Origin of the sequence: Bacillus sp. GBSW19 (assembly GCF_002998655.1) — a bacterium.
Taxonomy (GTDB): Bacteria; Bacillota; Bacilli; order Bacillales; family Bacillaceae; genus Bacillus.
The window spans coordinates 128,716-154,016 of the sequence record NZ_PVRF01000001.1; the positions used below are offsets into that span (position 1 = coordinate 128,716).

At 41.4% G+C, this 25,301-nt stretch carries 25 protein-coding genes and 1 pseudogene; 15 read left to right on the forward strand and 11 right to left on the reverse strand.

Features of this window, described 5'->3' with window-relative positions; translation table 11 throughout:
- Positions 1–7 precede the first annotated feature (7 nt).
- Both gltT and yhfH read right to left on the reverse strand, forming a co-directional pair.
- A complete protein-coding gene (gltT, locus tag C6344_RS00740) occupies positions 8–1,297 on the reverse strand; it encodes a glutamate/proton symporter GltT (RefSeq protein WP_034663550.1) in 1,290 nt (429 codons plus the stop codon).
- 339 nt (positions 1,298–1,636) lie between these two features.
- Positions 1,637–1,774, reverse strand: a complete 138-nt coding sequence (gene yhfH / locus C6344_RS00745; protein WP_008359029.1) for a protein YhfH — start codon at positions 1,772–1,774, stop codon at positions 1,637–1,639.
- A 156-nt stretch (positions 1,775–1,930) separates the two neighbouring features.
- On the opposite strand from yhfH, the gene C6344_RS00750 reads away from it, so the two are divergent.
- The 3 genes from C6344_RS00750 to C6344_RS00760 all read left to right on the forward strand — a co-directional run bounded on the left by C6344_RS00750 (position 1,931) and on the right by C6344_RS00760 (position 5,391).
- Positions 1,931–2,674: an MBL fold metallo-hydrolase gene (locus C6344_RS00750; protein ID WP_181185453.1), complete on the forward strand. Its 744-nt coding sequence runs from the start codon at positions 1,931–1,933 to the stop codon at positions 2,672–2,674.
- Positions 2,675–2,676: 2 nt separating this feature from the next.
- Positions 2,677–3,666 carry a lipoate--protein ligase gene (lplA, locus tag C6344_RS00755; RefSeq protein ID WP_060595930.1) on the forward strand — a complete coding sequence of 330 codons (990 nt, stop codon included), beginning with the start codon at positions 2,677–2,679 and terminating at the stop codon, positions 3,664–3,666.
- 171 nt (positions 3,667–3,837) lie between these two features.
- A complete protein-coding gene (locus C6344_RS00760; protein ID WP_106072648.1) occupies positions 3,838–5,391 on the forward strand; it encodes a fatty acid--CoA ligase family protein in 1,554 nt (517 codons plus the stop codon).
- 114 nt (positions 5,392–5,505) lie between these two features.
- On the opposite strand, the gene C6344_RS00765 is transcribed toward C6344_RS00760, so the two are convergent.
- The gene (locus tag C6344_RS00765; protein ID WP_066031080.1) at positions 5,506–5,913 is read right to left on the reverse strand and encodes a YhfM domain-containing protein; all 408 of its coding nucleotides are present in this window, start codon (positions 5,911–5,913) and stop codon (positions 5,506–5,508) included.
- A 177-nt stretch (positions 5,914–6,090) separates the two neighbouring features.
- On the opposite strand from C6344_RS00765, the gene C6344_RS00770 reads away from it, so the two are divergent.
- Positions 6,091–7,374 (forward strand): M48 family metallopeptidase, encoded by a 1,284-nt coding sequence (locus tag C6344_RS00770; protein ID WP_034663538.1) that lies wholly within the window; start codon positions 6,091–6,093, stop codon positions 7,372–7,374.
- Between the two features lie 43 nt (positions 7,375–7,417).
- Here C6344_RS00770 and C6344_RS00775 read toward each other — a convergent pair whose 3' ends face one another.
- The 5 genes and pseudogenes from C6344_RS00775 to C6344_RS00790 form a co-directional block, all read right to left on the reverse strand.
- A complete protein-coding gene (locus C6344_RS00775) occupies positions 7,418–8,563 on the reverse strand; it encodes a serine alkaline protease SapB (protein WP_066031079.1) in 1,146 nt (381 codons plus the stop codon).
- 387 nt (positions 8,564–8,950) lie between these two features.
- Positions 8,951–9,535, reverse strand: a complete 585-nt coding sequence (locus C6344_RS00780) for a histidine phosphatase family protein (protein WP_066031078.1) — start codon at positions 9,533–9,535, stop codon at positions 8,951–8,953.
- 61 nt (positions 9,536–9,596) lie between these two features.
- On the reverse strand, positions 9,597–10,208 hold the full coding sequence (locus C6344_RS19160; RefSeq protein ID WP_404841025.1) for a methyl-accepting chemotaxis protein: 612 nt from the start codon (positions 10,206–10,208) through the stop codon (positions 9,597–9,599).
- Positions 10,209–10,352: 144 nt separating this feature from the next.
- A pseudogene (locus tag C6344_RS19165) lies at positions 10,353–10,892 on the reverse strand (protoglobin family protein); the annotation flags it as partial.
- A gap of 91 nt (positions 10,893–10,983) precedes the next feature.
- Complete coding sequence (locus C6344_RS00790) at positions 10,984–12,516, reverse strand: FAD-dependent oxidoreductase (protein WP_060595935.1); 1,533 nt, start codon at positions 12,514–12,516, stop codon at positions 10,984–10,986.
- 145 nt (positions 12,517–12,661) lie between these two features.
- Here C6344_RS00790 and C6344_RS00795 point away from each other — a divergent pair, with 145 nt between their 5' ends.
- A complete protein-coding gene (locus C6344_RS00795; protein ID WP_060595936.1) occupies positions 12,662–13,522 on the forward strand; it encodes an SDR family oxidoreductase in 861 nt (286 codons plus the stop codon).
- A gap of 56 nt (positions 13,523–13,578) precedes the next feature.
- On the opposite strand, the gene C6344_RS00800 is transcribed toward C6344_RS00795, so the two are convergent.
- A complete protein-coding gene (locus tag C6344_RS00800) occupies positions 13,579–13,815 on the reverse strand; it encodes an IDEAL domain-containing protein (RefSeq protein ID WP_060595937.1) in 237 nt (78 codons plus the stop codon).
- 289 nt (positions 13,816–14,104) lie between these two features.
- On the opposite strand from C6344_RS00800, the gene C6344_RS00805 reads away from it, so the two are divergent.
- The 3 genes from C6344_RS00805 (at position 14,105) to C6344_RS00815 (ending at position 16,795) form a co-directional block, all read left to right on the forward strand.
- The gene (locus C6344_RS00805) at positions 14,105–14,683 is read left to right on the forward strand and encodes a competence protein ComK (protein WP_034663525.1); all 579 of its coding nucleotides are present in this window, start codon (positions 14,105–14,107) and stop codon (positions 14,681–14,683) included.
- A 168-nt stretch (positions 14,684–14,851) separates the two neighbouring features.
- Complete coding sequence (locus C6344_RS00810) at positions 14,852–15,958, forward strand: D-TA family PLP-dependent enzyme (RefSeq protein ID WP_066031076.1); 1,107 nt, start codon at positions 14,852–14,854, stop codon at positions 15,956–15,958.
- 354 nt (positions 15,959–16,312) lie between these two features.
- Positions 16,313–16,795 (forward strand): hypothetical protein, encoded by a 483-nt coding sequence (locus tag C6344_RS00815; protein ID WP_066031075.1) that lies wholly within the window; start codon positions 16,313–16,315, stop codon positions 16,793–16,795.
- 32 nt (positions 16,796–16,827) lie between these two features.
- Here the strand turns inward: C6344_RS00815 and pdxR are convergent, their stop codons facing one another.
- Positions 16,828–18,267 carry a MocR-like pyridoxine biosynthesis transcription factor PdxR gene (pdxR, locus tag C6344_RS00820; RefSeq protein ID WP_066031074.1) on the reverse strand — a complete coding sequence of 480 codons (1,440 nt, stop codon included), beginning with the start codon at positions 18,265–18,267 and terminating at the stop codon, positions 16,828–16,830.
- A 145-nt stretch (positions 18,268–18,412) separates the two neighbouring features.
- Between pdxR and C6344_RS00825 the strand changes: the two genes are divergently transcribed.
- The 7 genes from C6344_RS00825 to C6344_RS00855 all read left to right on the forward strand — a co-directional run bounded on the left by C6344_RS00825 (position 18,413) and on the right by C6344_RS00855 (position 24,791).
- Positions 18,413–19,582 carry an MFS transporter gene (locus C6344_RS00825; protein WP_034663515.1) on the forward strand — a complete coding sequence of 390 codons (1,170 nt, stop codon included), beginning with the start codon at positions 18,413–18,415 and terminating at the stop codon, positions 19,580–19,582.
- Between the two features lie 64 nt (positions 19,583–19,646).
- A complete protein-coding gene (locus tag C6344_RS00830; RefSeq protein WP_060595943.1) occupies positions 19,647–19,922 on the forward strand; it encodes a barstar family protein in 276 nt (91 codons plus the stop codon).
- 165 nt (positions 19,923–20,087) lie between these two features.
- Complete coding sequence (locus tag C6344_RS00835; protein ID WP_066031073.1) at positions 20,088–21,038, forward strand: ABC transporter permease; 951 nt, start codon at positions 20,088–20,090, stop codon at positions 21,036–21,038.
- Positions 21,031–21,981, forward strand: a complete 951-nt coding sequence (locus tag C6344_RS00840; RefSeq protein WP_044140714.1) for an iron chelate uptake ABC transporter family permease subunit — start codon at positions 21,031–21,033, stop codon at positions 21,979–21,981. Before C6344_RS00835 ends, C6344_RS00840 begins: the two co-directional genes overlap by 8 nt.
- Positions 21,972–22,730, forward strand: coding sequence for an iron ABC transporter ATP-binding protein (locus C6344_RS00845; RefSeq protein WP_060595945.1), 759 nt, complete (start codon positions 21,972–21,974; stop codon positions 22,728–22,730). The genes C6344_RS00840 and C6344_RS00845 overlap by 10 nt, the downstream gene beginning before the upstream one ends.
- A 22-nt stretch (positions 22,731–22,752) precedes the next feature.
- Positions 22,753–23,697, forward strand: a complete 945-nt coding sequence (locus C6344_RS00850) for a siderophore ABC transporter substrate-binding protein (protein ID WP_034663500.1) — start codon at positions 22,753–22,755, stop codon at positions 23,695–23,697.
- A 137-nt stretch (positions 23,698–23,834) separates the two neighbouring features.
- Positions 23,835–24,791 (forward strand): LCP family protein, encoded by a 957-nt coding sequence (locus C6344_RS00855; RefSeq protein WP_066031072.1) that lies wholly within the window; start codon positions 23,835–23,837, stop codon positions 24,789–24,791.
- A 68-nt stretch (positions 24,792–24,859) separates the two neighbouring features.
- Here C6344_RS00855 and C6344_RS00860 read toward each other — a convergent pair whose 3' ends face one another.
- Positions 24,860–25,222, reverse strand: coding sequence for a YhjD family protein (locus C6344_RS00860; protein ID WP_060595947.1), 363 nt, complete (start codon positions 25,220–25,222; stop codon positions 24,860–24,862).
- Between the last annotated feature and the right edge of the window lie 79 nt (positions 25,223–25,301).

Genomic DNA, 25,301 nt, shown 5'->3' on the forward strand with positions numbered 1-25,301 from the left:
TTTTTCGTTAGCTTGAAAGCTGTGTCGGTTCAGGTACTTCTTGTCCAGTCATCACGCGATGTCCTTTTTCAGGGTCATATTGTCCTTCCCATTTAGACATCACAACAGCTGCAAGTGCATTTCCTGTTAAGTTAACAACTGTTCGCGCCATATCCATGATACGATCCACACCTGCAATAAATGCAAGACCTTCAGCAGGTACACCGATCGTTCCTAATGTTGCGAGTAATACAACAAAGGAAGTGCCAGGAACGGCAGCCATTCCTTTAGATGTCACCATCAGTACAAGAACAAGTGTGAGCTGCTGGACGATCGTGAGGTCAATGCCATATACCTGTGCAAGGAAAAGCGCAGCAATAGCTTGATACAGTACGGAGCCGTCTAGGTTAAACGTATAACCGATTGGGATAACGAAAGAAACAATTCCCTTCGGACATCCAATGCGTTCCATTTTATCCATGACTCTTGGTAAAACTGTTTCAGAGCTGGATGTACTAAAGGCAAGAAGCATTTCGTCTTTCATGTAAGCAAGAAATCTGAAAATATTGACGCCAATCATCTTTCCAATAATTCCGAATACAACGATAAGGAAGAGAGCGAGCGCAAAATAAACAAGACCTACAAGCTTACCTAATGAAATAAGAGATTCAAGACCAAATTTTGATACAGTCACACCAATGAGTGCGAAGACACCAAATGGTGCGGCTTTCATCACAACATTGACGACATGGAACATGGCGTGTGATACACCTTCGAAGAAGGCGAGCACTGGTTTGCCGCGTTCACCAATGGCTGAAACGCCAAGAGCAAATAACACAGTGAAGAAAATAATCGCAAGCAAATCACCTTCCGCCAATGATTGGAAGAAGTTCGTTGGAACGATATGAAGGAACGTATCAGCAACTGATTTGCTGCTTTGCTCTTTTTCCGTTTCAACATACTGGCTAATATCTTGTTTTTCCGTATTTCCAAAGTCAACGCCTGCACCAGGTTGAACAAAGTTTGCAAGCGCAAGACCAAGAATAATCGCAAATGTTGTGATAATTTCAAAATAAAGAATAGTTCTAAAACCAAGTTTCCCTACTTTTTTACCATCACCGGCACCTGCAACACCTAAAATTAAGCTAGATACGACAATTGGTATAACAATCATCTTAATGAGTCTTAAGAAGAAGTCTCCAATTGGTTTTAAATAAGTCTCAACGCCTGGGTTACCGAAAAAGATTGCCCCAACAACGACACCGAGAATAAGACCGATTAGGATTTGTGTAGCTAATCCAAATTTTAATTTTTTCATAGATTTCCTCCCTAACATATTCATTAAAGGAATATTCCCATCATATTAAGTTTTAATATATGAATTAAAGTATAACTAAAATTAAAGAGGCTCGTCCACGATTAAATTATATTAAGAAAATACAAAATTGTTTGAAAAAATGAACATTTAGAACCTCCTTTATTGATTCAAGTCAATAAAAAGTGTCTTCAGAACTAAAACTCATCATATGAAAATACTAAAAAACCCTTTTAGGACAAGGGTTTTACCTTTTTACCTATTTTTTAGAAAAAATAAAAAGCACTTTTGACTCCAACTGACGATGGAGGAAAAAAGTGCTTTTTAATTCAATTTTTTACCTTATTTAAGATAACTTACTTGTGAGCATTCCTCACATTCATTACCGTAACACTCGTGTTGTTCCATTAAATCATTTCCACATTTTGTGCATTTCTTTGAGGGCAAATTTCTAAAAAACTCAGTGATTTTTCCTAGCATTTGTCATCCTCCAATACATTTTGTTGCTATTATTGTATTATAACAGATTGATAATTGTCAATCTGTTTTGCAACAACAGGCAAGAAGAATGCTTTTTTCATGAAAAATGGGTATATTGTAAGAAGGGGATTTTTAGAAAAGGAGGGAGAAATGACGATGAAATTAACTGTCATTGGATGCTACGGAGGGTTTCCGGCCGCTGGTGAAGCGACGTCAGGGTACCTTTTTGAATCAGATGGATTTCGTCTGCTTGTAGACTGCGGGAGCGGTGTTCTTTCCAAACTGCAGCAATACATGGATATAGAAGAACTAGATGCTGTTCTCCTTTCTCATTATCACCACGATCATATTGCGGATATCGGACCACTCCAATATGCGAAGCTAGTGGGATATCATTTAGGAAAAAGCAGCGGTCCGCTTCCGATCTATGGACATACGGGTGATCAAAAAGCATTTGGGCGACTTGCGGATGATGTACATACTAAGGCAGAGGCTTATCAGCCAGAAGAGGGTATTCAAATTGGTCCATTTCAAATTGATTTTTTGAAAACGGTTCATCCGGCAGAATGCTATGCTATGAGAATTCAGGCAGGGGATGCTGTGGTGGTGTATACAGCAGACTCAAGTTATCAGGACGCATTTATCCCATTTAGCAAGGATGCAGATCTACTGATTGCTGAAAGCAATTTTTATGCTGGACAGGACGGATCGGGTGCAGGACATATGAACAGTACAGAGGCGGGCAAGCTTGCAAGGGAAGCAAATGTTGGGGAACTCATCATCACGCATTTGCCCCATTTTGGTCGTCATAAAGACCTAGTCAATGAAGCACAGGCGTTATATACTGGCAATATACAGCTTGCCCATTCAGGGCTTAGATGGAACAAGGAAGGAAGATAGAGATGCTGTTTATCGATAACGAACAACATTATGATCCAATGATTAATTTGGCAATAGAAGAGTATTGCTTAAAATATTTAGATCCTGATGAAACGTATTTGCTGTTTTACATCAATCAGCCGTCGATTATTATTGGAAAGAACCAAAATACAATAGAAGAAATCAATACGAAGTATGTGGAAGACAACGGCATCAAAGTTGTCCGCCGCCTGTCCGGTGGTGGTGCAGTTTACCATGACAAAGGAAACTTAAACTTCAGTTTTATCACAAAAGATGATGGGGACAGCTTCCATAACTTCAAAAAGTTCACCGAGCCAGTCATCAAAGCGCTTGAAAAGCTTGGTGTCAAAGCGGAATTAAGCGGGAGAAATGACATTATGGCAGATGGACGAAAAATTTCTGGAAATGCCCAGTTCGCTACAAGAGGACGTATTTTCAGCCATGGCACGCTGCTATTTGATTCAGAAATCGAACATGTCGTTTCGGCTTTAAATGTGAAAAAAGAAAAGATTGAATCAAAAGGCATTAAATCCATTAGAAGCAGGGTTGCCAATATTAGTGAATTGATGGATCAAAAGATGACAACAGAAGAATTTAGAAAAATTCTTTTAAGCTACATTTTCGATACGAATGGGGATGTCCCTCAATATCAGTTGACTGAGAAGGATTGGGAAAAGATTCACGAAATTTCTCGGGATCGATATCAAAAATGGGAATGGAACTACGGCCGTTCACCGAAATTTAATTTACAGCATTCTAAAAGATTCCCAGCAGGCTCCATTGATCTTCGATTAGAAGTGAAAAAAGGCATCATCCAAGACTGCAAAATCTTTGGTGATTTCTTTGGTGTAGGGGATATTGCTGATATTGAAAAAAGACTCATTGGGCAGCAATATGATCGCAAAACGATCAGCGACGTATTAGAAGATATGGATATGCGCCACTACTTCGGCAACGTATCAAAAGAGGATTTTCTTGATTTGATTTATTAAAAGGGACAAGCACGGCTAGAGATAGCGGTGCTTTTTTGATTGAAAGAAATGAAAGCGATTCACATTTGATCTTGTGGATTTTTTCGATTGTCTATTATAATAGAAAGGAGGAATGTTTGGCCATAAAATGAATGGCTATTCATTCATTGATGACATGTAAGGGGTGGGAGAATGGATTTGATCAAAAATCTAGAGCAGACGGCGATGACGAAAGGAGAAAATATCGCACTGATCTTTGAAGGAAATAAGTGGACCTATCGAGAGCTGATGACAAGTATCGAGCGATTTGCAGATGGATTAGTCAACGAAGGGTTTCAAGCTGGGGACCATATCGCGCTTATTTTAGGAAATTCACCGCATTTTGTCATTTCTTTTTTTGGTGCCTTAAAGGCAGGACTTGTCGTAGTACCAGTCAATCCAACATACACGCCTAGTGAAATTGGCTATATGCTGATTACAGGTGATGTAAAAGGCATTGTTGCCCCTGAACAGCTACTGCCAGTGTACGAGCAGGTGTACGAACAGCTTCCGTCTATTGAACGAGTGATTATTTGTGCAGAAAATGAATCTGCATGCAGATCAAGTTTTAAGGAAGTATCTGATCGTCTTGTCTTCTTTGGAAAGCTTGTGTCTGGTCATGCGAAAGAGAACGTGCATCCTTCTATTCATCAGGACGATACGGCAGTTATTCTATTTACATCTGGCACGACAGGAAAACCAAAGGGTGCGATGCTGACTCATTTCAACCTTTATTCAAATGCCAGAGACGTCGCTGAGTACCTATCCATTGATGAAAAGGACAAAGTCATCGCCGCTTTGCCGATGTTCCACGTATTTTGTTTAACAGTTTGTATGAATGCACCATTGATTCATGGCGCGACCATTTATGTCATGCCGCATTTCAGCCCATCGGAGCTTTTGCGTATGATGGAAAAAGAGAAGCCAACGTTATTTGTTGGTGTTCCGACTATGTATAACTATTTGTACCGCCAGGAAGGGCACGAGGAAGCGATGTCCTCAGTGAGGATTTGTATATCTGGCGGTGCCTCAATGCCTGTTGCCTTACTTCACGGTTTTGAGAAAAAATTTGGTGTCACGGTGCTGGAGGGTTACGGATTATCAGAGGCTTCTCCAGTAACTGCATTCAATCCTCTTGATGGAAAAAGAAAACCCGGTTCAGTTGGGACCGACATTATGAATGTGAAGAATAAGATCGTGAATGAACTGGGAGAAGAAGTCGGTCCAAATGAAGTCGGAGAGCTGATAGCAAAAGGACCAAACATTATGAAAGGCTATTATCAAATGCCAGAAGATACTGAAGCTGCACTAAGAGGCGGCTGGCTGTATACCGGTGATTTAGCGAGAAGAGATGAAGAAGGATACATTTATATTGTCGATCGGAAAAAGGATATGATTCTCGTTGGCGGGTATAATGTTTATCCAAGAGAAGTAGAAGAAGTGCTTTATCAACATGAAGCTGTAGCAGAAGCCGTCGTCATCGGTGTGCCAGATCCGAACACCGGAGAAGCTGTCGTCTGTTACATTTCCCCTAAGAAACATGCTCACATCAATCAAGAAGACATCATCACACATTGTTCACGCTTTTTAGCGAAATATAAGCAGCCCCAAACGATCCATTTCATAGATGATATTCCAAAGAACACAACAGGTAAAATTTTAAGAAGAGCACTAAAGGAAAAGTATCAAGCAGAAGAAAGTAAATAAAAAAAGGGAGTCTCTTATGAGGAGGCTCCCTCAGCGTTTAGACAAACCCTCGCATTCAGGTCTGAAAAGGTTTTCTATCACGCTGAAAAGAAGACAAAGGGCTAAAATAAAATTTTAGCTCTTTTGAATCGCTTCTTTTAGCTGTTTCTGAAAAGAATTAGACTGTTTTTGATTCAGTTCATAATAAGTCCCATCTACTAAAAAAACGACCTGTGATCGGCTCGTCCAGAGCTGAAAGGTGGTGCCGTTTGTTCGGCCGTACATCACCTTGGCGATATAATCTGGTTCCTTTAAATTTTTCTTAAGATGATTGCTTGTTTGTTTGCCTTTGTTTAATTCTTCTATTAAATCTTCTGCTGTGTCCTTATCATCTATTTCATAAGAAGTGGACTCGTTTGCAGGTGAAAGCAGCAATTTTTCTGCTCGATTCTCATCAAAGATTTCGCTCGTCCGGCTGAACACATAAAAGAAGGTAATGAGTAAAAGTCCAAAGATCACAACTCCTGCAAGGATTTTCTTCATTTTAATCCTCCAACTCTCTGTTTTATATGTAGCATCTCCGATTTTCGAGTAGCATAATCATTTTTTTCGCGAAAGCTTTTTCAGATGGGGCATGCTATGATGGAGCCACATGAGACAGGTTCTAAACAAAAAAATGGTTGATTAGAATAGAGAGAGGGATGGAAAGGAGGCTGACCAGTGCGAGTACGTAAATGGGTAGCTCTTGCAACGGTAGCTTACATATTGTACGGTCTTTTTATTTATTCTTATTTGTTTCTATTTGGGGATTCATCGGTTCCTGAAAGTGTAAAAGGAACAAGTGCAGATCCGCATACCTTTATGACAAGCCATGAACTTGTCATCAGCGAGAATTTCTCGAACATACGTAATCTGCTGTATTTCATGACAATTCCATTAGATTGGTATGTTTTTTTTCTTCTGCTCATTTCAGGGTTTTCACGAAAAATAGCAGACTGGAGCCTGGCAGCAGCTCGTTTCACATTTTTAAGCAAACTTGTATATGTGTTTGTGTTGTCGCTTTTGACAATGCTGATTTCATTGCCCATTAAGTGGATTGGCTATCAGCTGTCTTTGCACTACGGAGTATCTGCTCAAAGTACGGCAAGCTGGTTTAAAGATCAAATACTGGATTTCTGGATTCAATATCCACTTCTTGCCCTATGTGCTATTGTATTCTTTTGGCTCATTCAAAAAAGAAGAAAGCGTTGGTGGCTGTATGCTTGGTGTTTGACAGTCCCCTTCACGCTATTTCTCTTCTTTATACAGCCGGTCGTCATTGATCCGTTATATAACAATTTTTATCCACTAAAGGATCAAGCTCTTGAGAACAAGATCTTAACGCTTGCAGACAAAGCACATATCCCGGCAGATCATGTATATGAGGTCAATATGTCTGAGAAAACGAATACAATGAATGCTTATGTCACAGGGATTGGTGAAAATAAGCGTATTGTGTTATGGGATACGACACTGCAAAAGCTGAAAGATCGCGAAATTTTATTTATTATGGCACATGAAATGGGACATTACGTCATGAAGCATGTCTATATAGGATTAGCAGGATATCTAGTGCTGTCACTTGCCGGATTTTTTGCGATTGACCGTCTCTATTTTTATTTTTATCAAAAGGGAGCAGTTCCATTTCGGCTGAGGGTGTCAAACGACATCGCTGCTCTTCCGCTTCTTCTCATTATCGTATCGATGCTGTCATTTGCAGCTTCACCTTTTACAAATGCAGTTTCAAGACATCAAGAACGAGCAGCTGACGAATATGCGGTAAACCTGACAAAAGACGGAGAGGCAGGGGTGACGTCTTTTCAAAAGCTTGCAAAATCAGGGCTGTCTCAGGTGAATCCACCGCTTTTAGTGAAGGTCTTCCGCTATGGACACCCAACCATGATGGAGAGAATCATGGAGATGGAAAATGCAGCGGAAAAAGAGGAAACGTCGAGGAAGCAATAAATAAAAAAACCGGCTGGATCAGCCGGTTTTTTTTCGCGCTTGTTTAGTTAGAAGCCGCTTGAGCGTTGATTAACCCTTTGCCGTAATAGAAGGAGTTACCAAGCGGTGTTGCCGTGTTTTCTAAGCGCTGGCGAACCTGTGAATTTGATAGGTTCGGATTTTTAGAAAGAATAAGCGCTGCTGCTCCTGCTACATGAGGAGACGCCATAGAAGTTCCAGTATAAGATGTGTATCCACTGCTTGGTACTGTACTTAAAATAGAAGTACCAGGTGCAGAAACATCTAATTCAGGACCTGCGCTGGAAGACGAGTTTCTGACATTGCTGCTGTTTACATTGGCAACGGCAATTGTAGAATCATATTTTGCTGGATAGCCAACTGTACTTGTAGAGCCAGTGGAACCTGAATTACCTGCGGCCGCCACAACAACGACTCCGCGGTTATTTGCTGTATCAACGGCATTTTTAAGCGCTGTTGAACCGTTTGGTCCACCTAAGCTCATATTGATGACATCCATGTTATTGGCTACAGCCCATTCAATACCGCTAATGATCCAGCTGTATTGTCCGTCGCCATTGCGGTCTAATACTTTAACAGCATATAGGGAAGCACTTGGAGCGACCCCAAGAACACCAATTGTGTTATCAAGGGCAGCAATGGTTCCGGCTACGTGAGTTCCATGTGATTGAAAGTCTTGGGTGGCATTTGGCTCTGAAGGGACGAAGCTGGCACCGCCTGCAACATTTAAGTCAGGATGTGCAGCGTGGATTCCAGTATCAAGGACAGCTACTTTGACATTAGCACCTTTATAACCTTGAGCGTGTACAGCTGGAGCTTTGATTTGAGGGATTCCATAAGGGACGGTTTGTGCATATGCTTCTGCTTTGTGGTCTTCTTCTACGTAAGCAATGCTAGGGTCATGTTCAAGTTTTTTTGCGGCTTGTTCGGACATCTTTACTTGTGCGGCATTAATAAGACGATATTGCTTTTCTAGTTTTCCGCCATTTTGAGTGACGGCTTGTTTCTTAGAGCTGTTTGTGGTGGCAGAGGCTTTAAAGCCAACAATATAGCTCTTTTCACTATCTGACTTTGAGACCGTCTCGGCATTTGCCATGGAGCCTCCAAACCCTGCTGAAAACAGAAGAGGGACAGTCAATAAAACACTTGTCATTACATTTTTCTTTTTCACGCACAATCCACATCCCTTTTTTCTTATTTCAGAATAATCATTCGTAGTCTATAAGAATGATTCGTTTGATTATTCTGTATATTCAGTTTAAGGGAAGTAGGCAAATAAGAGTAGACCCGAATTTTTGTGAAAGTCCTAGCGAAAATTGGGGAATTAAGTCACTTGGAAACGTTGGGAAAATATGTTTGTTCTACTGTTTCAGCGGTTATCTATTAAAAAGGAAGTGTGCTTTTTTTCTTATGATCCATTTTCGGACAAATATTCGATACCCGAAAAGCCTTAAAATAGGTAGAAACGTCTAGCATCTATTTCGAATTTCGATATAAAAAAATATTATTTTATTTTGTTTTTGTCGTTTAAAAAGAACCTGTTACAATAACAGGTTCTTTAAGAAGGGGAGGATTGAGTTAAATGGCTGACCACGTTGTAATCAAGGACCTTCCATTCACCATCTTTCCATTCCACATAATTTAAGCAAGCATTGACAAGTCTCGTGTTCTCTAGACCCAGATGTTCATCCGCTAAGGTGGTAAGTAAAGCATGGATAGCAGCGCCGTGTGCCACGATCAGGACTTGTTGATTTGGATAGGCTGCTCTGACTTTCTCAATGCCTTCTACCATTCGATCTTGAATCGCCTCAAGCGGCTCCATGTTTGGATACTGTTTATCTGGAAACAGCTTTTGGCGCTCCTCAAGCGACATGCCTTCAGCGTCACCATAATCACGTTCAATGAAATCATCCATGATGACAAGAGGCGCATCTACATGTTTTAAAATCAAGTGAGCCGTTTCTTTTGCCCTTGTGAGTGGACTGGAAATGACAACATCCCAATGGACATTCTTTAAGTAAAGTCCCGTTTGTTCAGCCTGCCATTTACCAGTGTCGTTTAAAGGGATATCTGTTCGTCCTTGAATTCGTTTCGCTGCATTCCAATCTGTTTCCCCGTGTCTGACTAGGCAAATTGTTGTCAAGCAAATCCCGCCTTTTCTATCTTTTCTTCTATTATACTAAAGCAGAAAAAAAAAGACTGGATCAGCGATTTGTGAGACTTGTTAAGGATTCGACTGAGCTGGCAACTTGGGACACCGTTTGTTTGACTTCCTTCAATTCGTTAAGGAAGGTTTGAAGGTCGATTTCAATTTTTCCATTTTGGTTTTTACTTAAGTTCATGCTGCTGACGATATCATCGAAGAGCGAATTGATTTGAGTCATTTTTTCTTTACTGTCTGTCACGAGTAAATTCACGTCCCCAATGTGCTGAGACACAATGGAGATTTGTGAATTGGTATTGTTGACGAGTTCAGACACGGTTGAAACCGTTTTCTTTGTGTCCTCTGACAATTTACGAACCTCGTTTGCGACGACAGCAAAGCCTTTACCATGTTCACCAGCTCGTGCAGATTCGATTGAGGCATTTAAAGATAACAAATTCGTCTGCTCTGCAATGCCTGTGACAATCCCAAAGATTTGTTCAATCTGTTTGGCGATTTCTTCTAAACGCTTAATTTCTGTTTCAATCTTTGTCATGCTGCCATCAATTTGGTTCATTTGTGTTTGTTGAATTTCTAATTCTTTTTTACCGCCGATCGATTTTTCCTCGACCTGTGCTGAAATTTGCGTTCCAGCTTGCGACATGTCCGCCATCTCATCAGATTTTGATACAAGCTTGTCCACTGCATTTGTTGTGTTTGAGAAGAGAGAAGCAAGCGAATTTGATGTTTCTGTGATTTTTGTATGAAGCTCCTGCTGCTGCTGTTCTGCTTCATCACGAATTTTAGAATATTCATTTTGGAATGTATCCAGGACAAGCTGCTGCTCTAAATTTAAGATTTTCGTCGTCGCTTTGACTGCTGTCTGATATTCTTTGAAATCTTGGATATGCTGAGCAAATAAATCCATAATCGATAGCAGAAGATCCTGGAATGCTGCCATATACCATTTAGGCTGGAGGCCAATCCGTAAATGAACTTGCGCAATTTTAATTCGTTTTGCCACATAGGCTTCATCAACCACACCTGCAAACATTTCACTAATATGAATGCGGAGTGTTTTTTTCAAACGTTCGACAGAACTATTATCTTGAATGATATGCATCAAGGAAGATTCGACTTCTAAATTTTTATAAAATTTATCAACGATATGTGCAATATCCTCCTGAACAATTGGATTGAGCTGTTTTAGAATAAAGAGGTCATGCTGCGTCAGGTCTATCATTTTGATTTGTTTCGCGATATCCGTATTGTTTAAAAAGTTGATTCGTTTTATCCCATCATCCTGCTGTGTGAAAAAAGCAGTGTTTTTTCTTTTCGTCTCTTTTTTAAATAACAATGTTTTGGTCCCCCCATAATCATCACAAATTATCAGACTTTATATTATTTATCGGATAATATTGGATTTTTTAAAGGGAATCAGTAAAATTTTACTGTTCTTTATAAGACCTTTTTAGTGGTTTCTTTGCTGGGCCTTCTACTACCTCTCCAGTAATGGAAAAACGTGAGCCGTGACACGGGCAATCCCAAGTGCGGTCGCTATTATTCCAAGCGACTTCACAGCCTAGGTGAGTACACGTTGTATCCACAAGAAAGATATTCCCGTCCTCTGATTTAAAGGCGCCGCATTTTTTATGTTCGTAAGATACAATACCGCCTTCACCTGGCTTTAAATCATCAATTGTTTGATCGGTTCGTTTTAATTTACCACTGATCAGCTTGGCAGCGACATTGCTGTTTTCTTTAATAAAATCTTTGACGAAAGAGTCAGAAACAGGTCTTGATGGCGTAAAAATCGATTCGTATGGATTCGATTTTCCCTCAATCAAATCACCGATAAGAGTGGCTGCGACATGGCTTGTCGTCATGCCCCATTTTCTAAAACCGGTCGCAACGAAGATATTTTGGTGGTGTTTGGTCAGGCGGCCAATGTAAGGGATTTGATCCATTGTGACCATATCGTGTGTCGACCAGCGATACAGCACCTCTTCAATTCCAAGGGTGGCGTCTCCAAACCTTTCTAATCCTTCATAGTGAGCAGATTCAACCCCGCCTTGTCCAGTTTTATGGCCTTCTCCTCCGATGAGAACCACTTCCTCACCATGCCATTCTGCGGTTCTTAAAGAATGAGCAGGCTGGTCGATTCCTAAATACATCCCGTCTGGAAGCGGCTTCGTTGTTTTGGCTGCTACCACATAAGATTGTTCTGGGTGAATTCGTGTGAAATAAAGTCCTTTCCCGTCATAAAAAGGGAAGTGCGAACAGGAAATGATATAGCGTCCTGTCAGGTGATGGCCGTCTTGTGTGACGACAGCAGGCCGGTTTCCTTCTTTCACGTCAACAGCAGTTGTCTGTTCATAAATACGTACACCTCGCTCTAGGAGCTGGTCGATTAGTGCATTTAGATAATGAAGGGGATGAAACTGTGCCTGCTGCGTCATTGCTAGGGCAGCTTTGATGTCAGCATCAAAAGGAAGCGCTGTTTTCCATTCTCGGTCAATCCCAAGCTGTTTGTAGGCATCTAATTCCTTCTTTAACTTTTTTACACCGCTTTCTTCCTTTGTATAAAGGTAAGCATCTTTTATCTCTAGCTGACAATCGATGTCGTACTCTTTGACACGAGCTTGAATCAGCTCTTTTGCTTTCTCGTTTGCTTCTACATACAATCGAGCTTTGGGCATGCCAATTTGCTGAATCAGCTCATGGTAGTACACATCGTGCTGTGAGGTAATCTTAGCTGTCGTATGTCCGGTCGTACCTTGCAGCAGTTGATCGGCATCAATGATGATGACATCCAGCCCGCGCTCTGTCATTTCAAACGCAGTAGCGATACCGGTAATGCCGCCGCCAACAATGATGACATCTGCTGTGAGATCCTCATGTACAGCAGGAAAAGAATGCTTCTGACTTTCTGCTATCCATAACGATTTTGCCTGTTCCGATCCTTTATGTTCTTGCTCCATATTGTCGCCTCCAGTTAGTGACTTGTTGTGTATAATTTTTCCACAATGATGAAAATCATACATTCGTAAGGAAACTAGTTTGACATACATAAAAAAATAGCCAACACATAAAAATAAACAAGATAAAAGGAAGGAGTGGACAGACGTGTCAACAAAGCAGCCGAAGAAAACATTGCCGCCTCAGCATCAAAATGAACGTCCAGGTCTGGAATATAAAATGAACCCTAGACCTGTTTTTGATCGAGAGGTGCCGGATAAAAAGTTAGCAGGGAAAACAGCCATTGTGACAGGTGGAGACAGCGGGATCGGAAGAGCAGTCTCGGTCTTGTTTGCGAAGGAAGGAGCCAATGTCGCTATTGTTTACTTGAGTGAACACCGCGATGCAGAGGAAACGAAGGACTATATTGAAAAGGCGGGAGGCCGCGCCATTTTAATTGCAGGTGATTTAGGAGATGAGGCGTTTTCAAACGAGGTCGTCAAAAAAACGAAAGATGCTTTCGGTTCCATCGATATTTTGGTGAACAACGCCGGGGAACAGCATCCGCAAAAAAGCATTGAACAGATTACCTCGCATCAGCTTCTTCGAACATTTCAAACGAATATTTTTGCCATGTTTTATTTAACAAAAGCGGTTCTTCCTCATTTAAAGAAAGGAAGCAGTATCATTAATACCACATCTGTTACAGCCTATAAAGGGCATGAAACCTTGATCGACTATTCATCTACAAAAGGGGCAGTCGTGACATTTACGAGATCATTATCTTTATCGCTCATTAAACAGGGGATCAGAGTGAATGGGGTAGCCCCAGGGCCTATTTGGACACCGCTCATTCCATCGACCTTTACGGAAAAGGAAGTCTCAGAATTTGGCGGAGATGTTCCAATGGAACGTCCTGGTGAGCCAGTAGAGCTTGCGCCGAGCTATTTGTTTTTAGCGAGCGAAGACTCCTCTTATATGAATGGACAAATCCTGCATGTAAATGGCGGAACCATTTTAAATGGATAAACAAAAAACTTGCGGTAAAGAGACGAGTTGCTGTCTCTTTGCCGCAAGTAAAATCATCATGATTGATGTAAGCAGTGTTCTGCATATTGAGCTGACAGGTCGTTGAATCGCTTTACATCACGCTGATCCAGCGCCTTATCAATCTCTTCTCTAAGGAAGGTTAAGCGCTGTTTATAAAGCGCCTCATCTAAAACCATTTGAATATAGATGTCTAAAATAGTGACGCCGTTTTCTTCGGTTTTTTGGGTGTTGCGGGACTTCATGAGCTCAGCATACGTTTTTTTCTCTTTCATAAAGAATCCCCCCGATGCCTTTTTTATAGTATATGGATTGGCGGAGAAAAAATCAACAAGAATTTATAATTTTTAGACAATTTATTTTTGAGCGAAATCGACATCTCTTGTCCGATCGACAGGATGTGATATATCATTAAAAAAGGCTTTTCGATAGATCGAATGGACTAAAAAATACGATAAAAAGATGATTTTTAATAAATTTTGAAAAAATCCTGTCGTTTCTTATATGTTGGTGATAGATTAATAGTATCTAAAATAACCAAAAATTAACACAGGAGGAAATGAAGTGTCAGGAATTAGTGAAACACCTTTAGATTCATACGTCATTAATCAAACAACAATGGCGGTCCTTCCGGTTGAAGAAGGAAAAAGAGTATATTCAAAAGTCATAGAAAGAGAGACAAGCTTTTACGTTGAATTAAAGCCCCTGCAAATTATTGAACGCAGTTGCAGATTCTTCGGCTCAAGCTATGCGGGCAGAAAAGCGGGAACATATGAAGTAACAGGAATATCTCACAAGCCTCCAATTGTGATTGACTCATCCAATCATTTGTATTTCTTCCCAACCTATTCATCCAACCGTCCTCAGTGCGGCTGGATCTCCCACAAATACATTCATACCTTCCAGGAATCATCCCTCGGAGACACGGTGGTCATCTTTACAAATGAGCAAACCGTCGAACTCGATGTCTCATATAAATCATTTGAGAGTCAGGTGCACAGAACAGCGTATCTCCGAACGAAATTTCAAGATCGCCTTGATGGAGGTCTTCCTAAAAAACAAGAATTTATGCTGTATCCAAAGGAACAACAGCTCAACCTTGTATACGATTTTATATTAAGGGAGCTTCGGAACAGATATTAACTAAAACCAGCGGCAGGACAGCCGCTGGACTCCTTATGAAGCGAGGGTTTAGCATATCGTCTTTCTTTCTCGAAGAAAAAAACATTGATAATTATATAAAAAATTATATAATTCAACTATAACGTATAAAAATTTATATAACGAGCAGCAGTGAAAGGGGATATGATAATGACTTATGATGAACTAGATACACCGGCGCTATTAATTGATAAACGGGTAATGATGGAGAATCTAGCTGCTATGCAGCAGTATGCGGACCGTCAGCAAGTCAAACTGCGTCCTCATACGAAAACACATAAAACACCTAGTCTTGCGAAGGTGCAGGAGGAGATGGGCGCATCTGGCTTAACTGTAGCGAAAGTAGGAGAAGCGGAAGTAATGGCGGCGCATGGGCTGACAGATATCTTTATCGCCAATCAAATTGTAGGCGAGACAAAGCTCAAGCGAATTCGAAAGCTGGCAGAGTCGATACAAATTTCATTTGGAATAGATTGTGTAGAGCATGTGCATCAAATTGAACATGTCTTTCGTGGAGCAGAGAAAAAAGCGGAGGTTCTAATTGAGATAGAAGTTGGAGAAGAAAGATCTGGTGTCATTGAAGAGAGTGATTTCCGTCAAATCTTGCAGGCGATTCAAACATGTGACTTCGTTCATTTAAAGGGGATTTTTTCTCATGATGGACATACATATAAGGCGGAAAGTAAAGCGCATTGTCACACATTATACGAAGACGCTGTGAATCGCACGCTTCAGTTTGCACAGATTGCGAAAGAAACAGGCATGCTGCTAGAGGTAGTGAGCATAGGATCAACACCGCCGTTCTTATTTCAATTTGATATTCCAAAGGGAGTCACCGAAATCAGACCAGGCACTTACATCTTCATGGATGCCTCTCAATCCAATGTGATCGGCACTTTTTCACATTGTGCGGCAGCTGTGCTGACGACGGTGATCAGTAAGCCAACAAAGGCCCGTGTCATTACAGATGTTGGAGCCAAAGGGCTCACGGCTCAAACCCGTACAAAAGGGCTGACGAAAACAAAAGGACTAGGCAAAGTAAAAGACTATGATGATGTATTTGTTTCAAGTGTATTTGATGAGCATGCCATCATCTATCACGAAGGCTTCCGTCAGACTGTCCAGATCGGTGAGAAGGTGCAAATCATTCCAAATCATATTTGTCCCGCTGTCAATCTCCATGAAAAAGCATATCTCATTCAAGATGGTGAAGTAGTCGAAGAGCTTGAGATTGCTTGTAAAGGTAAACTTCAATAAATCAACAGGATGTATAATTTAAGACTTGGAAAATACAAGGCGACTTCGTTTGGCATCATCATGATGACACGAACGAAGTATTTCTTTTCATTAGAAAACATCCACCATGAACTTATTGAAACCAAATCCATATATCCAGTCGTCTATTAAGTGTATCGGTAGACTGTCAATCAAATGACAGGAAAATGTGGATCCTTAGACGTATTTTCATCCATTTACTCATAAATCGCAGAAGTGACACGAGCCGTCTGTTACAATAAAAGAAATCATTTCTTGCAAAGTGTTCGTATGTGGTAAAGGATACTCCTATTTTGACCGATATGAACGAATGGGAATAAGAAATGGAGGCTCTGTATGAAAAAACAATCGCATTTGATGCTGTTATTCACCTTGACAGTGATATTACTAGCAGCCTGTCAGCAAGCAGGTCAATCGCCTTCAAAACAAGACACAAAAGAAGCTGCGTATGAACAATGGGTTCAGCGTTATATGGATGAGTTAAATGAAGCTTATGAAAACATGACCGACCAATTTATTTCAGATGGACATGGAAAGATCCAAGTAAATAAAAAATTGAAAAAAGCGACGAAAGCCTTTGATCGTGTGATTCAAAAGGGGCTTGCTCATCAAGAAGTTCCAGCCGCTTATCAAAAGGCGGATCAACAATTAAAGACAGGTCTTCATTCATTTGAAAAAGGAATCGGTCAGGTGGAGCAGCTATTAAAGCACCCAGGTCAAGAAAAGCTGTTTATTTCCGCTACCCATCATCTGCAAGATGGATTGCAGCAGACAGCTGCATTTATTGAAGAAGTAGGCCGCATTCAGCAATCAACGTAAAAAAGCTTGGAAGGCGGACTTCCAGGCTTTTTTTACATATAAAGTATTTGCTTTAAGCGGCGGACACCCTCTTGAATCATGTTTTCGTCCGTACAGGCGAAGCCTAGCAGTAATCCCTTTCGATTGCTCTCAAAACAATAAGGACTTAATGGATAAATGCCAACGCCCGCTGCTTTGGCTGCTTCAATACTGCCTTTTTCGTCAAAGTCTGGCGCTCCTTCTAAAAAGACATGAAGACCCGTATCGGTTCCATAGATATGAAAGTGCTTGTCAAAGTGTTGTGTCAAAAGGGCATCCATCATAGCAGCCTGTCTTTTTTTATACAGCTGTCTCATTCGCCTGACATATCGCGTGAATTCTCCTTCTCTGAAAAAAGAAGCGAGTGTGATCTGTTCCATAATGGGCAGCTGTCTTTGAATGAGTGATTGCAGGGAAGCGATTTCTTTTATGACCGCTTTGGAGCCGATAATGGCAGCAAGGCGGATGCCGGGAGTCAGCACCTTGGAGAAGCTTAAGATGTAAATCACATGGTCGGGTGCTTCTGAAAATAATGAAGGAAGCGGTCCGCCATGATAACGATAATCTCCATCAAAATCATCCTCTAGTATATAAGACTGATGGCTGACAGCAAATTTCAGCAGCTGCTGCCTTCTGTTGACACTCATACATACACCGGTTGGACGCTGATGGGAGGGCGTCACCGCAATCAGCTTTGTTTGCCGTGGCAATGTATTCACCATGATTCCTTCTTCATCGACGGGTGCGGGATAAATGTTCATTTCACGATGCATAAATGAAAGCCTTGCCCCAGGAAAGCCTGGATCTTCAACAGCTACTGTATCTCCTTTTTTAAGCAATACCTGTGAAATCAAATCAATGGCTTGCTGCGTGCCACCTGTTAACACCATTTGATCTTCTTCTACATCGATTCCGCGTTCTACAGATAAGTATTGGCGTATTTCTGAACGTACTTCCCATAATCCGTGCGGGGAGGAATAGCCCCAATCTTTCATATCTAATCGCTGTAATGCTTTCGTGAGCGACCGTTTCCATATATTTTGAAAATGTTCATCGATGGCTGGCTCCTGATGTCGAAAATCAATATCGAGTTTCTCATGAAATTGATTGGCCGACAGCCAGTGGTCCATTTGTTTCTCCGCCTCTTGAAAGTGTGGTCTTACCGGAAGAGGGAAAGGCGGCTCACTTTGATGGGGAGTGGAGGCTGCATAGTGGTCACTCGAAATGACCTTTGTACCGCCTCTTCTAGATGTGCTGACATATCCTCTTGCCAGCAGTTCATCATAGGCAAGCTGTATAGTTGATCTTGATACATTGAGCTCCTGTGCTAATACCCGTGTTGGTGTTAACTGATCGTCAGGATTCAGTTTTTGTGAATGAATTTGTTGAATGATCCCAGTCACGATTTGCTGCCAGAGCGGGGTTGTACTTGAGCGGTCTAAATAAATATACATCGGACACCTTCTCTCATTGTCACATATAACTTGATGATGACACGGAATTATGGAGTGGTCAATAGCATCATTTTTGGATATAGGAAGTAAGCCAAAAGGTGTGTACACTGTTCTCATATGCTTATGACATAGAGGAGAGAGTCAAATGATCCCTGCATCTAAAGAAGAAACAGCACACCTATCCATCATTCCATTTATATTCGTTTTATTTGGTCTTTTTATGATTACGACCGCAGTGAATCTGCAAGTGCCCCTTTATACGTTGTATGCGGAACAAGCAGGGTACGGAAAGGCGGCTACAGCACTTGTATTTGCTGCATATGTCTTCGGACTGATTCCAGTCTTGCTTTTTCTTGGCGGCATATCTGATCGGGCTGGACGCAAACCGGTTTTATTGGTCGCGCTAAGCTTTTCGTTATGTGCTACCCTATTGATGATCGTGCACCCTACCATACAAATGCTCTTTGCAGCCCGGCTGCTGCAAGGGGTGGGGCTTGGTCTGAGTGTTGGCACATGCACCGCTTATTTGATTGCTTTATATCCAGAAAAATCAAGCTGGATTCCAACTTTTATTGCGTTATGCAGTTCGGTTGGCTTTGGGGGCGGTGCTCTTTTTACGGCACTGCTTTCTTTTCAGCGTATGTCGCTTGCGCCTCTTAGCTATTGGATTGTGCTGGGCCTTTTAATCCTAACCATCGTGGGTGTCTTCTTTTTCGTTCCGCCTGTACAAGGAGATTCAGGTAAACCGATGATGAACATGCCAACATTTCCAAAAGGAACAATGCCGGCGAATGCAGCGATTGCCATCGCGTGGTCGGTGTGCGGCCTCGTCATTTCGGTTTTGCCAGCACAGCTTAAATTGAATGGATATGAATTATGGGTAGGGCCGGCACTCTTTTTGATTAATATGGCAGGTGTCCTGATGCAGCCTTTTGTTCGCAAGATGAATAGCACAGTAGCGCTCTTTGCCGGGTTTATCTGTCTTCCATGCGGATACGGCCTTTTGCTATTTGGAGCAAATAGCGGGTCCATCCTTCTTGTGCTTGCCGGAACGATGCTTGCGGGTACTGCCTGCTATGGATTTACTTATTTAGGTGGTCTTCAGCTTATTGTCGAACGGGGGAAAAAGGAGGCAGCTAGAGCCGTTGCAGGGTTTTACTTGTTTGCCTATTTAGGCCTGGGTATTCCGAGTGTTTTTATCGGTCTTTTTGCTGATCTGTACGGGACCCAGATGGTGTTAACCGTCTTTTTCTTGGTCGTTTTGGCTGCTTGCCTCATCCTTTTGATCTCAAGTGTCAGACAGAAACAAAAGTGAGGAGTCCCGCTTTCTCTTTTTCCTTCTGTTCGTTTAAAATAAAGGCATGAGAGGGGAAGATGACATGAAAAAAGTGCAGCTGGACGGCGCATCGTGCAGGTCGCAAGAAGAGCTTCATGACCAACTAAAAACAGTTTTACACCTTCCTGACTATTACGGGAAAAATCTTGATGCCCTATGGGACTGTTTGACAGGAGAAGTAAATCTTCCAATAGAGCTGACATGGGTAAATTTTGAAACGAGCAAAGACGCTCTTGGCGAGTATGCAGAAAGCGTAAGGCAGTTATTTCAAGAAGCAGAAGAGGAATTGAAAGGACAATTTCAAGTGAGCATTCAATAATGGTGAAAAAGCAGCCGCTGCCGCAGGCTGTTTTTTCATGAGTTTCCGTCTTTCTCAATCTGCTATTGAATATTTTACTAGATATGATAATATATGAACTGTCGCTTAATTGATAATGATAATCATTTTTAGCGGAAAGAGCTTGATAGAAAGAGAGAAACCAGTATGAAGTTGTATCAATTAAGTTTATTATTTGTATGTTTGGCATGTGTATCACTGTTTGTCGGTGTACAGGATCTGTCCATTTTACAGATGTTTCATTTAACAGATGAACAATTACATACGTTAGTTTCAAGTCGCATCCCGCGTCTCATGAGTATTGTGCTTGCTGGCATGAGCCTTAGTTTATGCGGCTTTATTATGCAAAGCATGACGAGGAATAAATTTGTTTCACCAACCACTGCAGGAACGATGGATTGGGCGAAGCTTGGTATTTTAGCAGCAATGCTTGTTTTTACACATGCGAGCCCGCTCATGAAAATGGGAATCGCGTTTCTATTTACTTTAGCTGGGAATCTTCTTTTCTTAAAAATCCTGCGGCATATTAAGGTGAACGATACGATCTATGTACCGTTAGTCGGCTTAATGTTTGGCGGGATTGTCAGTTCAATATCTACGTTTATAGCCTATAAATATGATCTGATCCAAAACGTATCTGCATGGCTTCAAGGGGATTTTTCTCTTATTGTTCAGGGGCGTTATGAACTGCTCTATGTGAGTGTTCCACTATTGATCATCGCGTATTTATATGCTGACCGCTTTACAGTGGCGGGTATGGGTGAGAGCTTTGCCATCAACTTAGGTTTAACGTATAAACGTGTGATGGCGGTTGGTTTGGTGATCGTTTCGATGATTACATCTGTCACCATATTAACTGTCGGAATGTTGCCATTCCTAGGCTTAATCATTCCGAATATTGTATCGATCTACCGCGGCGATCACTTGAAAAAGAGCCTTCCGCATACAGCCTTACTAGGAGCCATTTTTGTTCTGATTTGTGATGTGCTCGGAAGGGTGATCATTTATCCATATGAAATTTCAGTTGGGCTCATGGTAGGCATCGTCGGAAGTGCGATCTTCCTGTACATGTTATTAAGGAGGAAACGCTATGCATAAGAAACGTACATTATGCCTGATTGCAGCCATTGCAGCCGTGCTGATCGTGATTTTCATTACCTTTCAAATGGGGTACTGGCCGTACACAGTGCCAAGTCGTTTAAAGAAAGTGCTGGCGATGACATTGACGGGAGGCGCGATTGCCTTTTCATCTGTTGTCTTCCAAACCTTGACCAACAATCGAATCTTAACGCCGAGCATACTAGGTTTAGACGCACTGTACTTGTTTTTGCAAACAGCGATTATTTATCTGTTTGGCTCGACCAATTTTATGATCGTCAATAAAAACCTGAATTTTTTCCTTTGCGTTGGGCTGATGATTCTATTTTCTGTGCTGTTATATACGGTGATGTTCAAACGGAAAAATAAACACATTTTCTTGCTTCTGCTTGTTGGTATTGTCTTTGGGACATTGTTCAAAAGCCTTTCTTCTTTTATGGAAATGCTGATTGATCCAAATGAATACCAGGTCGTACAAGATAAATCCTTTGCAAGCTTTAATCACATGAACACAGATATCTTACTCATTGCTTCTGTTTTATTTGCGGCGCTGTGCCTTTACATTTGGACATTCCGCTCCAAATTAGATGTCATGTCACTTGGGAAGGAGCATGCGGTGAATCTGGGAATTGACTATGACAGCATCACAAAAAAGATGCTGATCGTGATAGCCGTTCTTGTGTCCATCGCAACAGCACTTGTCGGACCGATTACGTTCCTTGGCTTACTCGTCGTGAACGTCGCACGAGAGCTCTTTCGGACGTACCGGCATACATACTTGCTGCTAGGCTCTTTTTTCATCAGTGTGATTGCCCTTGTAGGCGGGGAGTTTCTTGTAGAAAAGGTATTTACTTTTCAAACGCCGCTGAGTGTCCTGATTGATTTAGTAGGCGGATTGTATTTTATTTACTTACTTTTAAAGGAGAGTCGTTCATGGTCGTAATGAAGGGAGTCAGTAAGACATATAACGGAAAAACAGTGCTTCACAAAACAACTGTCAGTGTGAAAAAAGGACAGCTGACCTCTCTCATTGGTCCAAATGGTGCGGGTAAGAGCACTCTTTTGTCCATCATGAGCCGCTTGATTCAGCCAGACACAGGTGCAGCTTATTTACAGGACAAACCATATAGCGCGTATCCTCCGCAGGAGCTAGCGAAAAAGATGAGCATTTTAAAGCAGGCCAATCACATGAGTGTGCGCCTGACCGTACGGGAGCTTGTCAGCTTTGGCCGTTTTCCTTACTCACAGGGCCAGCTGACAAAAGAAGATGAGAAGATGATCGATGTGTCTCTTCAATACATGAGGCTTGCCGATATCCAGCATCAATATGTAGATGAACTGAGCGGCGGACAAAGGCAAAGAGCCTTTATTGCGATGGTGCTGGCTCAGGATACGGATTATATTTTCTTAGATGAGCCTTTAAACAACTTGGATATGAATCATTCTGTTGAGATGATGAAGCTATTTAAGCAGCTCGTCAAAGATCTTGGGAAAACAATTGTTGTGGTTCTCCATGATATTAACTTTGCATCTGTGTATTCCGATCATATCGTCGCTTTAAAAGATGGACAGGTGATCAAAGAAGGCGGAGTAGAAGAAGTGATTCAAACAGATGCACTTGAACAAATTTATGACATGCGCATACCGATTGAAGTCATTCACGGTGAGCGTATTTGCTTATATTTTTCTTAAAAAAATGAAGAGGTGATCAAGTATGAAAAAATGGATATGGATGATGACTGTATTAACAGCGATTGTTGTACTCGCTGCCTGCGGGAACCAAGGAAAAACAGAAGGAACAAAAGAGGAAACCGTCACGGTAAAAGACATGCTGAATAAAGATGGTGTGAAGATCAAGAAAAACCCGAAAAAAGTCGTCGTGTTTGATATGGGAAGTCTTGATACGCTGGACAAACTAGGTGTGGATGTGACAGCTTTACCAAAACAAGTCGTGCCTAAATATTTATCCAAATATGAAGGTGACAAATATGAGAATGTCGGCGGTTTAAAAGAGCCGAACTTCGAAAAAATTGCAGAGATTAAGCCCGATTTGATTATTATTCAGTCTCGTCAATCAGATGCATTCGATGAATTTTCTGAAATTGCTCCTACGATTTTGATGGATGTAGACACTGCCAACTATATGGAATCATTTAAAAAGAATGCCACGACGTTAGGGGAAATTTTTGATAAGGAAGACGAAGTCAAAAAAGAACTAGCAGCCATTGATCAAAAAGTAGATGCATTAAAGAAACAGGCAAAAGAGTTGAAACAGAATGGTTTAATGATCATGGCCAACGACAGTAAAATGACAGCCTTTGGTGCTAAGTCAAGATACGGACTCATCCATGATGTGTTTGGTATCACGCCGGCAGATCAAAAGCTTGAGCCATCTGACAAACACGGACAAAGCATTTCATATGAGTACATGGTCAAAACGAATCCGGATTACTTATTTGTCATTGATCGAGGCGCAGCGATCGGAGAAGAAACTTCTGCGAAACAGCTTGTTGAAAATGATTATGTGAAATCAGTCAAAGCGGTCAAAAACAACCATGTGGTGTATTTGAACTCTGACATGTGGTATTTATCTGGCGGCGGCCTTGAATCATTGACTGCCATGATTGATGAAGTAAAACAAGGAATTGACCAAAAATAATGGAAGAAAAGCTGCTCATACTGAGTGGCTTTTTTATTGTATTCATAAAAATATGTTGCGTGCAGGAAACTTTCATCAAAATATGTTATAGTGGAACCTACATTGATAGACTAAGATAGAGTGAGGGTTCGGAAAGGATGAAGGAAAAAACAAGATCAAAAAGAAGGCTGAGACCTTGGGTGAAAGCCGTGCTGTTTATCATGGCTTTTGTCATGGTGATGGCAGTGTCCGTGACAGGATATGCTTACTATAAAATTTCAAAAGCGTCGGATAAGGCGCAAGTGTCATTAGAAAGAGGAGACACCTCGCAAAAGCGTGTGAAAGCTTTTGATCCAGGAAAAGACAGCTTCTCGGTGCTCTTGCTTGGAATTGACAGCCGTCCAGGTGAAACGGTAGACGAAGCAAGAAGTGATGCGGTCTTACTGGCGGCGGTGAACCGAACAGAGAAAACCATCAAGCTCCTCAGTATTCCTCGTGATTCTTATGTTGATATACCGGGAAGAGGATATGATAAAATCGCCCACGCCCATGCGTTTGGGAGTGCAGATTTGTCAGTCAAAACGGTCGAAAACTTGCTGAACATTCCTGTAGATTATGTGATTTCAGGGAACTTTAAGGCGTTTCAAGACATTGTGGATGAGTTAAATGGAATTGACGTCACGATTGAAGATGAAGGTATCGCAAAACAAATGGAAAAGGATTCAAAGGGAAAAGTTCATGTGCAGACAGGCACCCATACATTAAATGGTGAAGAAGCATTAGCCTTTGTGAGAACGAGAAAGGCAGACAGTGACCTCATGCGCGGGAAGCGCCAAATGGAAGCACTTCAAGCCATCTTTGAAAAATCTAAATCTATTTCTTCGATCCCGTCATATGACAACATCATTGATACACTTGGTGATAATGTTTCAACCAATCTGTCCATGAAGCAGTTTATCGGTCTTTTCCCGTTATTGAGCTCATTGAAATCAGTGGATACCATTCAGCTGAAGGGCCATGATTATCAGCCTGGGAATGTGTATTACTTTGAGTTAGATGGCGCTGGATTAGACGAAGTGAGAACAGAGCTGAGAGAACAGCTTGAATTATCATAAATAAGTAGGAGCCTGCCGCTGTGGCAGGCTTTTTGCTTTGAATGGGTAAGCGCGACAATGAAGCAAATTCAGTTCGCTTGATGAAGAAAATACTGAGTCAGCAGTTCCTCTACCCGGTGGCGTATACGTGGATTAAAGTATTTATGCTTTTCTTCATAGCCATCTATGATAAATAGATAAGTTGTAAATCCTTCATCGTGTTCAATTTGCTGTACCTTCATTTTTTCTTTACGTAAATGCTGCTTCAGTTCATAAAGTGCTTTCTGTGCTTCCTTTAAGGCAGAGGTCACAAGCTGAATGTATGGTTCATTTAGTTTAAATGTTTGATGTTGTTTTAAGTGAGTCAAATCACGATTGAGGATGGAGATGACCATTGGAAGAAAGATGGCCTGTTCCATCATCTGAAGCTGTATTCTTGATAGTCTCGTCATGTCCAAGCCTGCTTTCTTTATTTATGGAACACCTGTTCTTATTTATTATATCGGATGAGTCAACCAATCTCAAGGGGGC

Bases quoted from the DNA above. Each gene is read 5' to 3' on its own strand.
- C6344_RS19160 (WP_404841025.1), bottom strand. From the start codon at position 10,208: ATGGCGGACATGTCGCAAGCTGGAACGCAAATTTCAGCACAGGTCGAG.
- C6344_RS00810 (WP_066031076.1), top strand. From the start codon at position 14,852: ATGACTTATGATGAACTAGATACACCGGCGCTATTAATTGATAAACGG.
- C6344_RS00855 (WP_066031072.1), top strand. From the start codon at position 23,835: ATGAAGGAAAAAACAAGATCAAAAAGAAGGCTGAGACCTTGGGTGAAA.
- lplA (WP_060595930.1), top strand. From the start codon at position 2,677: ATGCTGTTTATCGATAACGAACAACATTATGATCCAATGATTAATTTG.
- C6344_RS00835 (WP_066031073.1), top strand. From the start codon at position 20,088: ATGAAGTTGTATCAATTAAGTTTATTATTTGTATGTTTGGCATGTGTA.
- C6344_RS00800 (WP_060595937.1), bottom strand. From the start codon at position 13,815: ATGAAAGAGAAAAAAACGTATGCTGAGCTCATGAAGTCCCGCAACACC.
- gltT (WP_034663550.1), bottom strand. From the start codon at position 1,297: ATGAAAAAATTAAAATTTGGATTAGCTACACAAATCCTAATCGGTCTT.
- C6344_RS00830 (WP_060595943.1), top strand. From the start codon at position 19,647: ATGAAAAAAGTGCAGCTGGACGGCGCATCGTGCAGGTCGCAAGAAGAG.
- C6344_RS00815 (WP_066031075.1), top strand. From the start codon at position 16,313: ATGAAAAAACAATCGCATTTGATGCTGTTATTCACCTTGACAGTGATA.
- yhfH (WP_008359029.1), bottom strand. From the start codon at position 1,774: ATGCTAGGAAAAATCACTGAGTTTTTTAGAAATTTGCCCTCAAAGAAA.
- C6344_RS00860 (WP_060595947.1), bottom strand. From the start codon at position 25,222: ATGACGAGACTATCAAGAATACAGCTTCAGATGATGGAACAGGCCATC.
- C6344_RS00765 (WP_066031080.1), bottom strand. From the start codon at position 5,913: ATGAAGAAAATCCTTGCAGGAGTTGTGATCTTTGGACTTTTACTCATT.
- C6344_RS00825 (WP_034663515.1), top strand. From the start codon at position 18,413: ATGATCCCTGCATCTAAAGAAGAAACAGCACACCTATCCATCATTCCA.
- pdxR (WP_066031074.1), bottom strand. From the start codon at position 18,267: ATGTATATTTATTTAGACCGCTCAAGTACAACCCCGCTCTGGCAGCAA.
- C6344_RS00845 (WP_060595945.1), top strand. From the start codon at position 21,972: ATGGTCGTAATGAAGGGAGTCAGTAAGACATATAACGGAAAAACAGTG.
- C6344_RS00760 (WP_106072648.1), top strand. From the start codon at position 3,838: ATGGATTTGATCAAAAATCTAGAGCAGACGGCGATGACGAAAGGAGAA.
- C6344_RS00850 (WP_034663500.1), top strand. From the start codon at position 22,753: ATGAAAAAATGGATATGGATGATGACTGTATTAACAGCGATTGTTGTA.
- C6344_RS00750 (WP_181185453.1), top strand. From the start codon at position 1,931: ATGAAATTAACTGTCATTGGATGCTACGGAGGGTTTCCGGCCGCTGGT.
- C6344_RS00790 (WP_060595935.1), bottom strand. From the start codon at position 12,516: ATGGAGCAAGAACATAAAGGATCGGAACAGGCAAAATCGTTATGGATA.
- C6344_RS00840 (WP_044140714.1), top strand. From the start codon at position 21,031: ATGCATAAGAAACGTACATTATGCCTGATTGCAGCCATTGCAGCCGTG.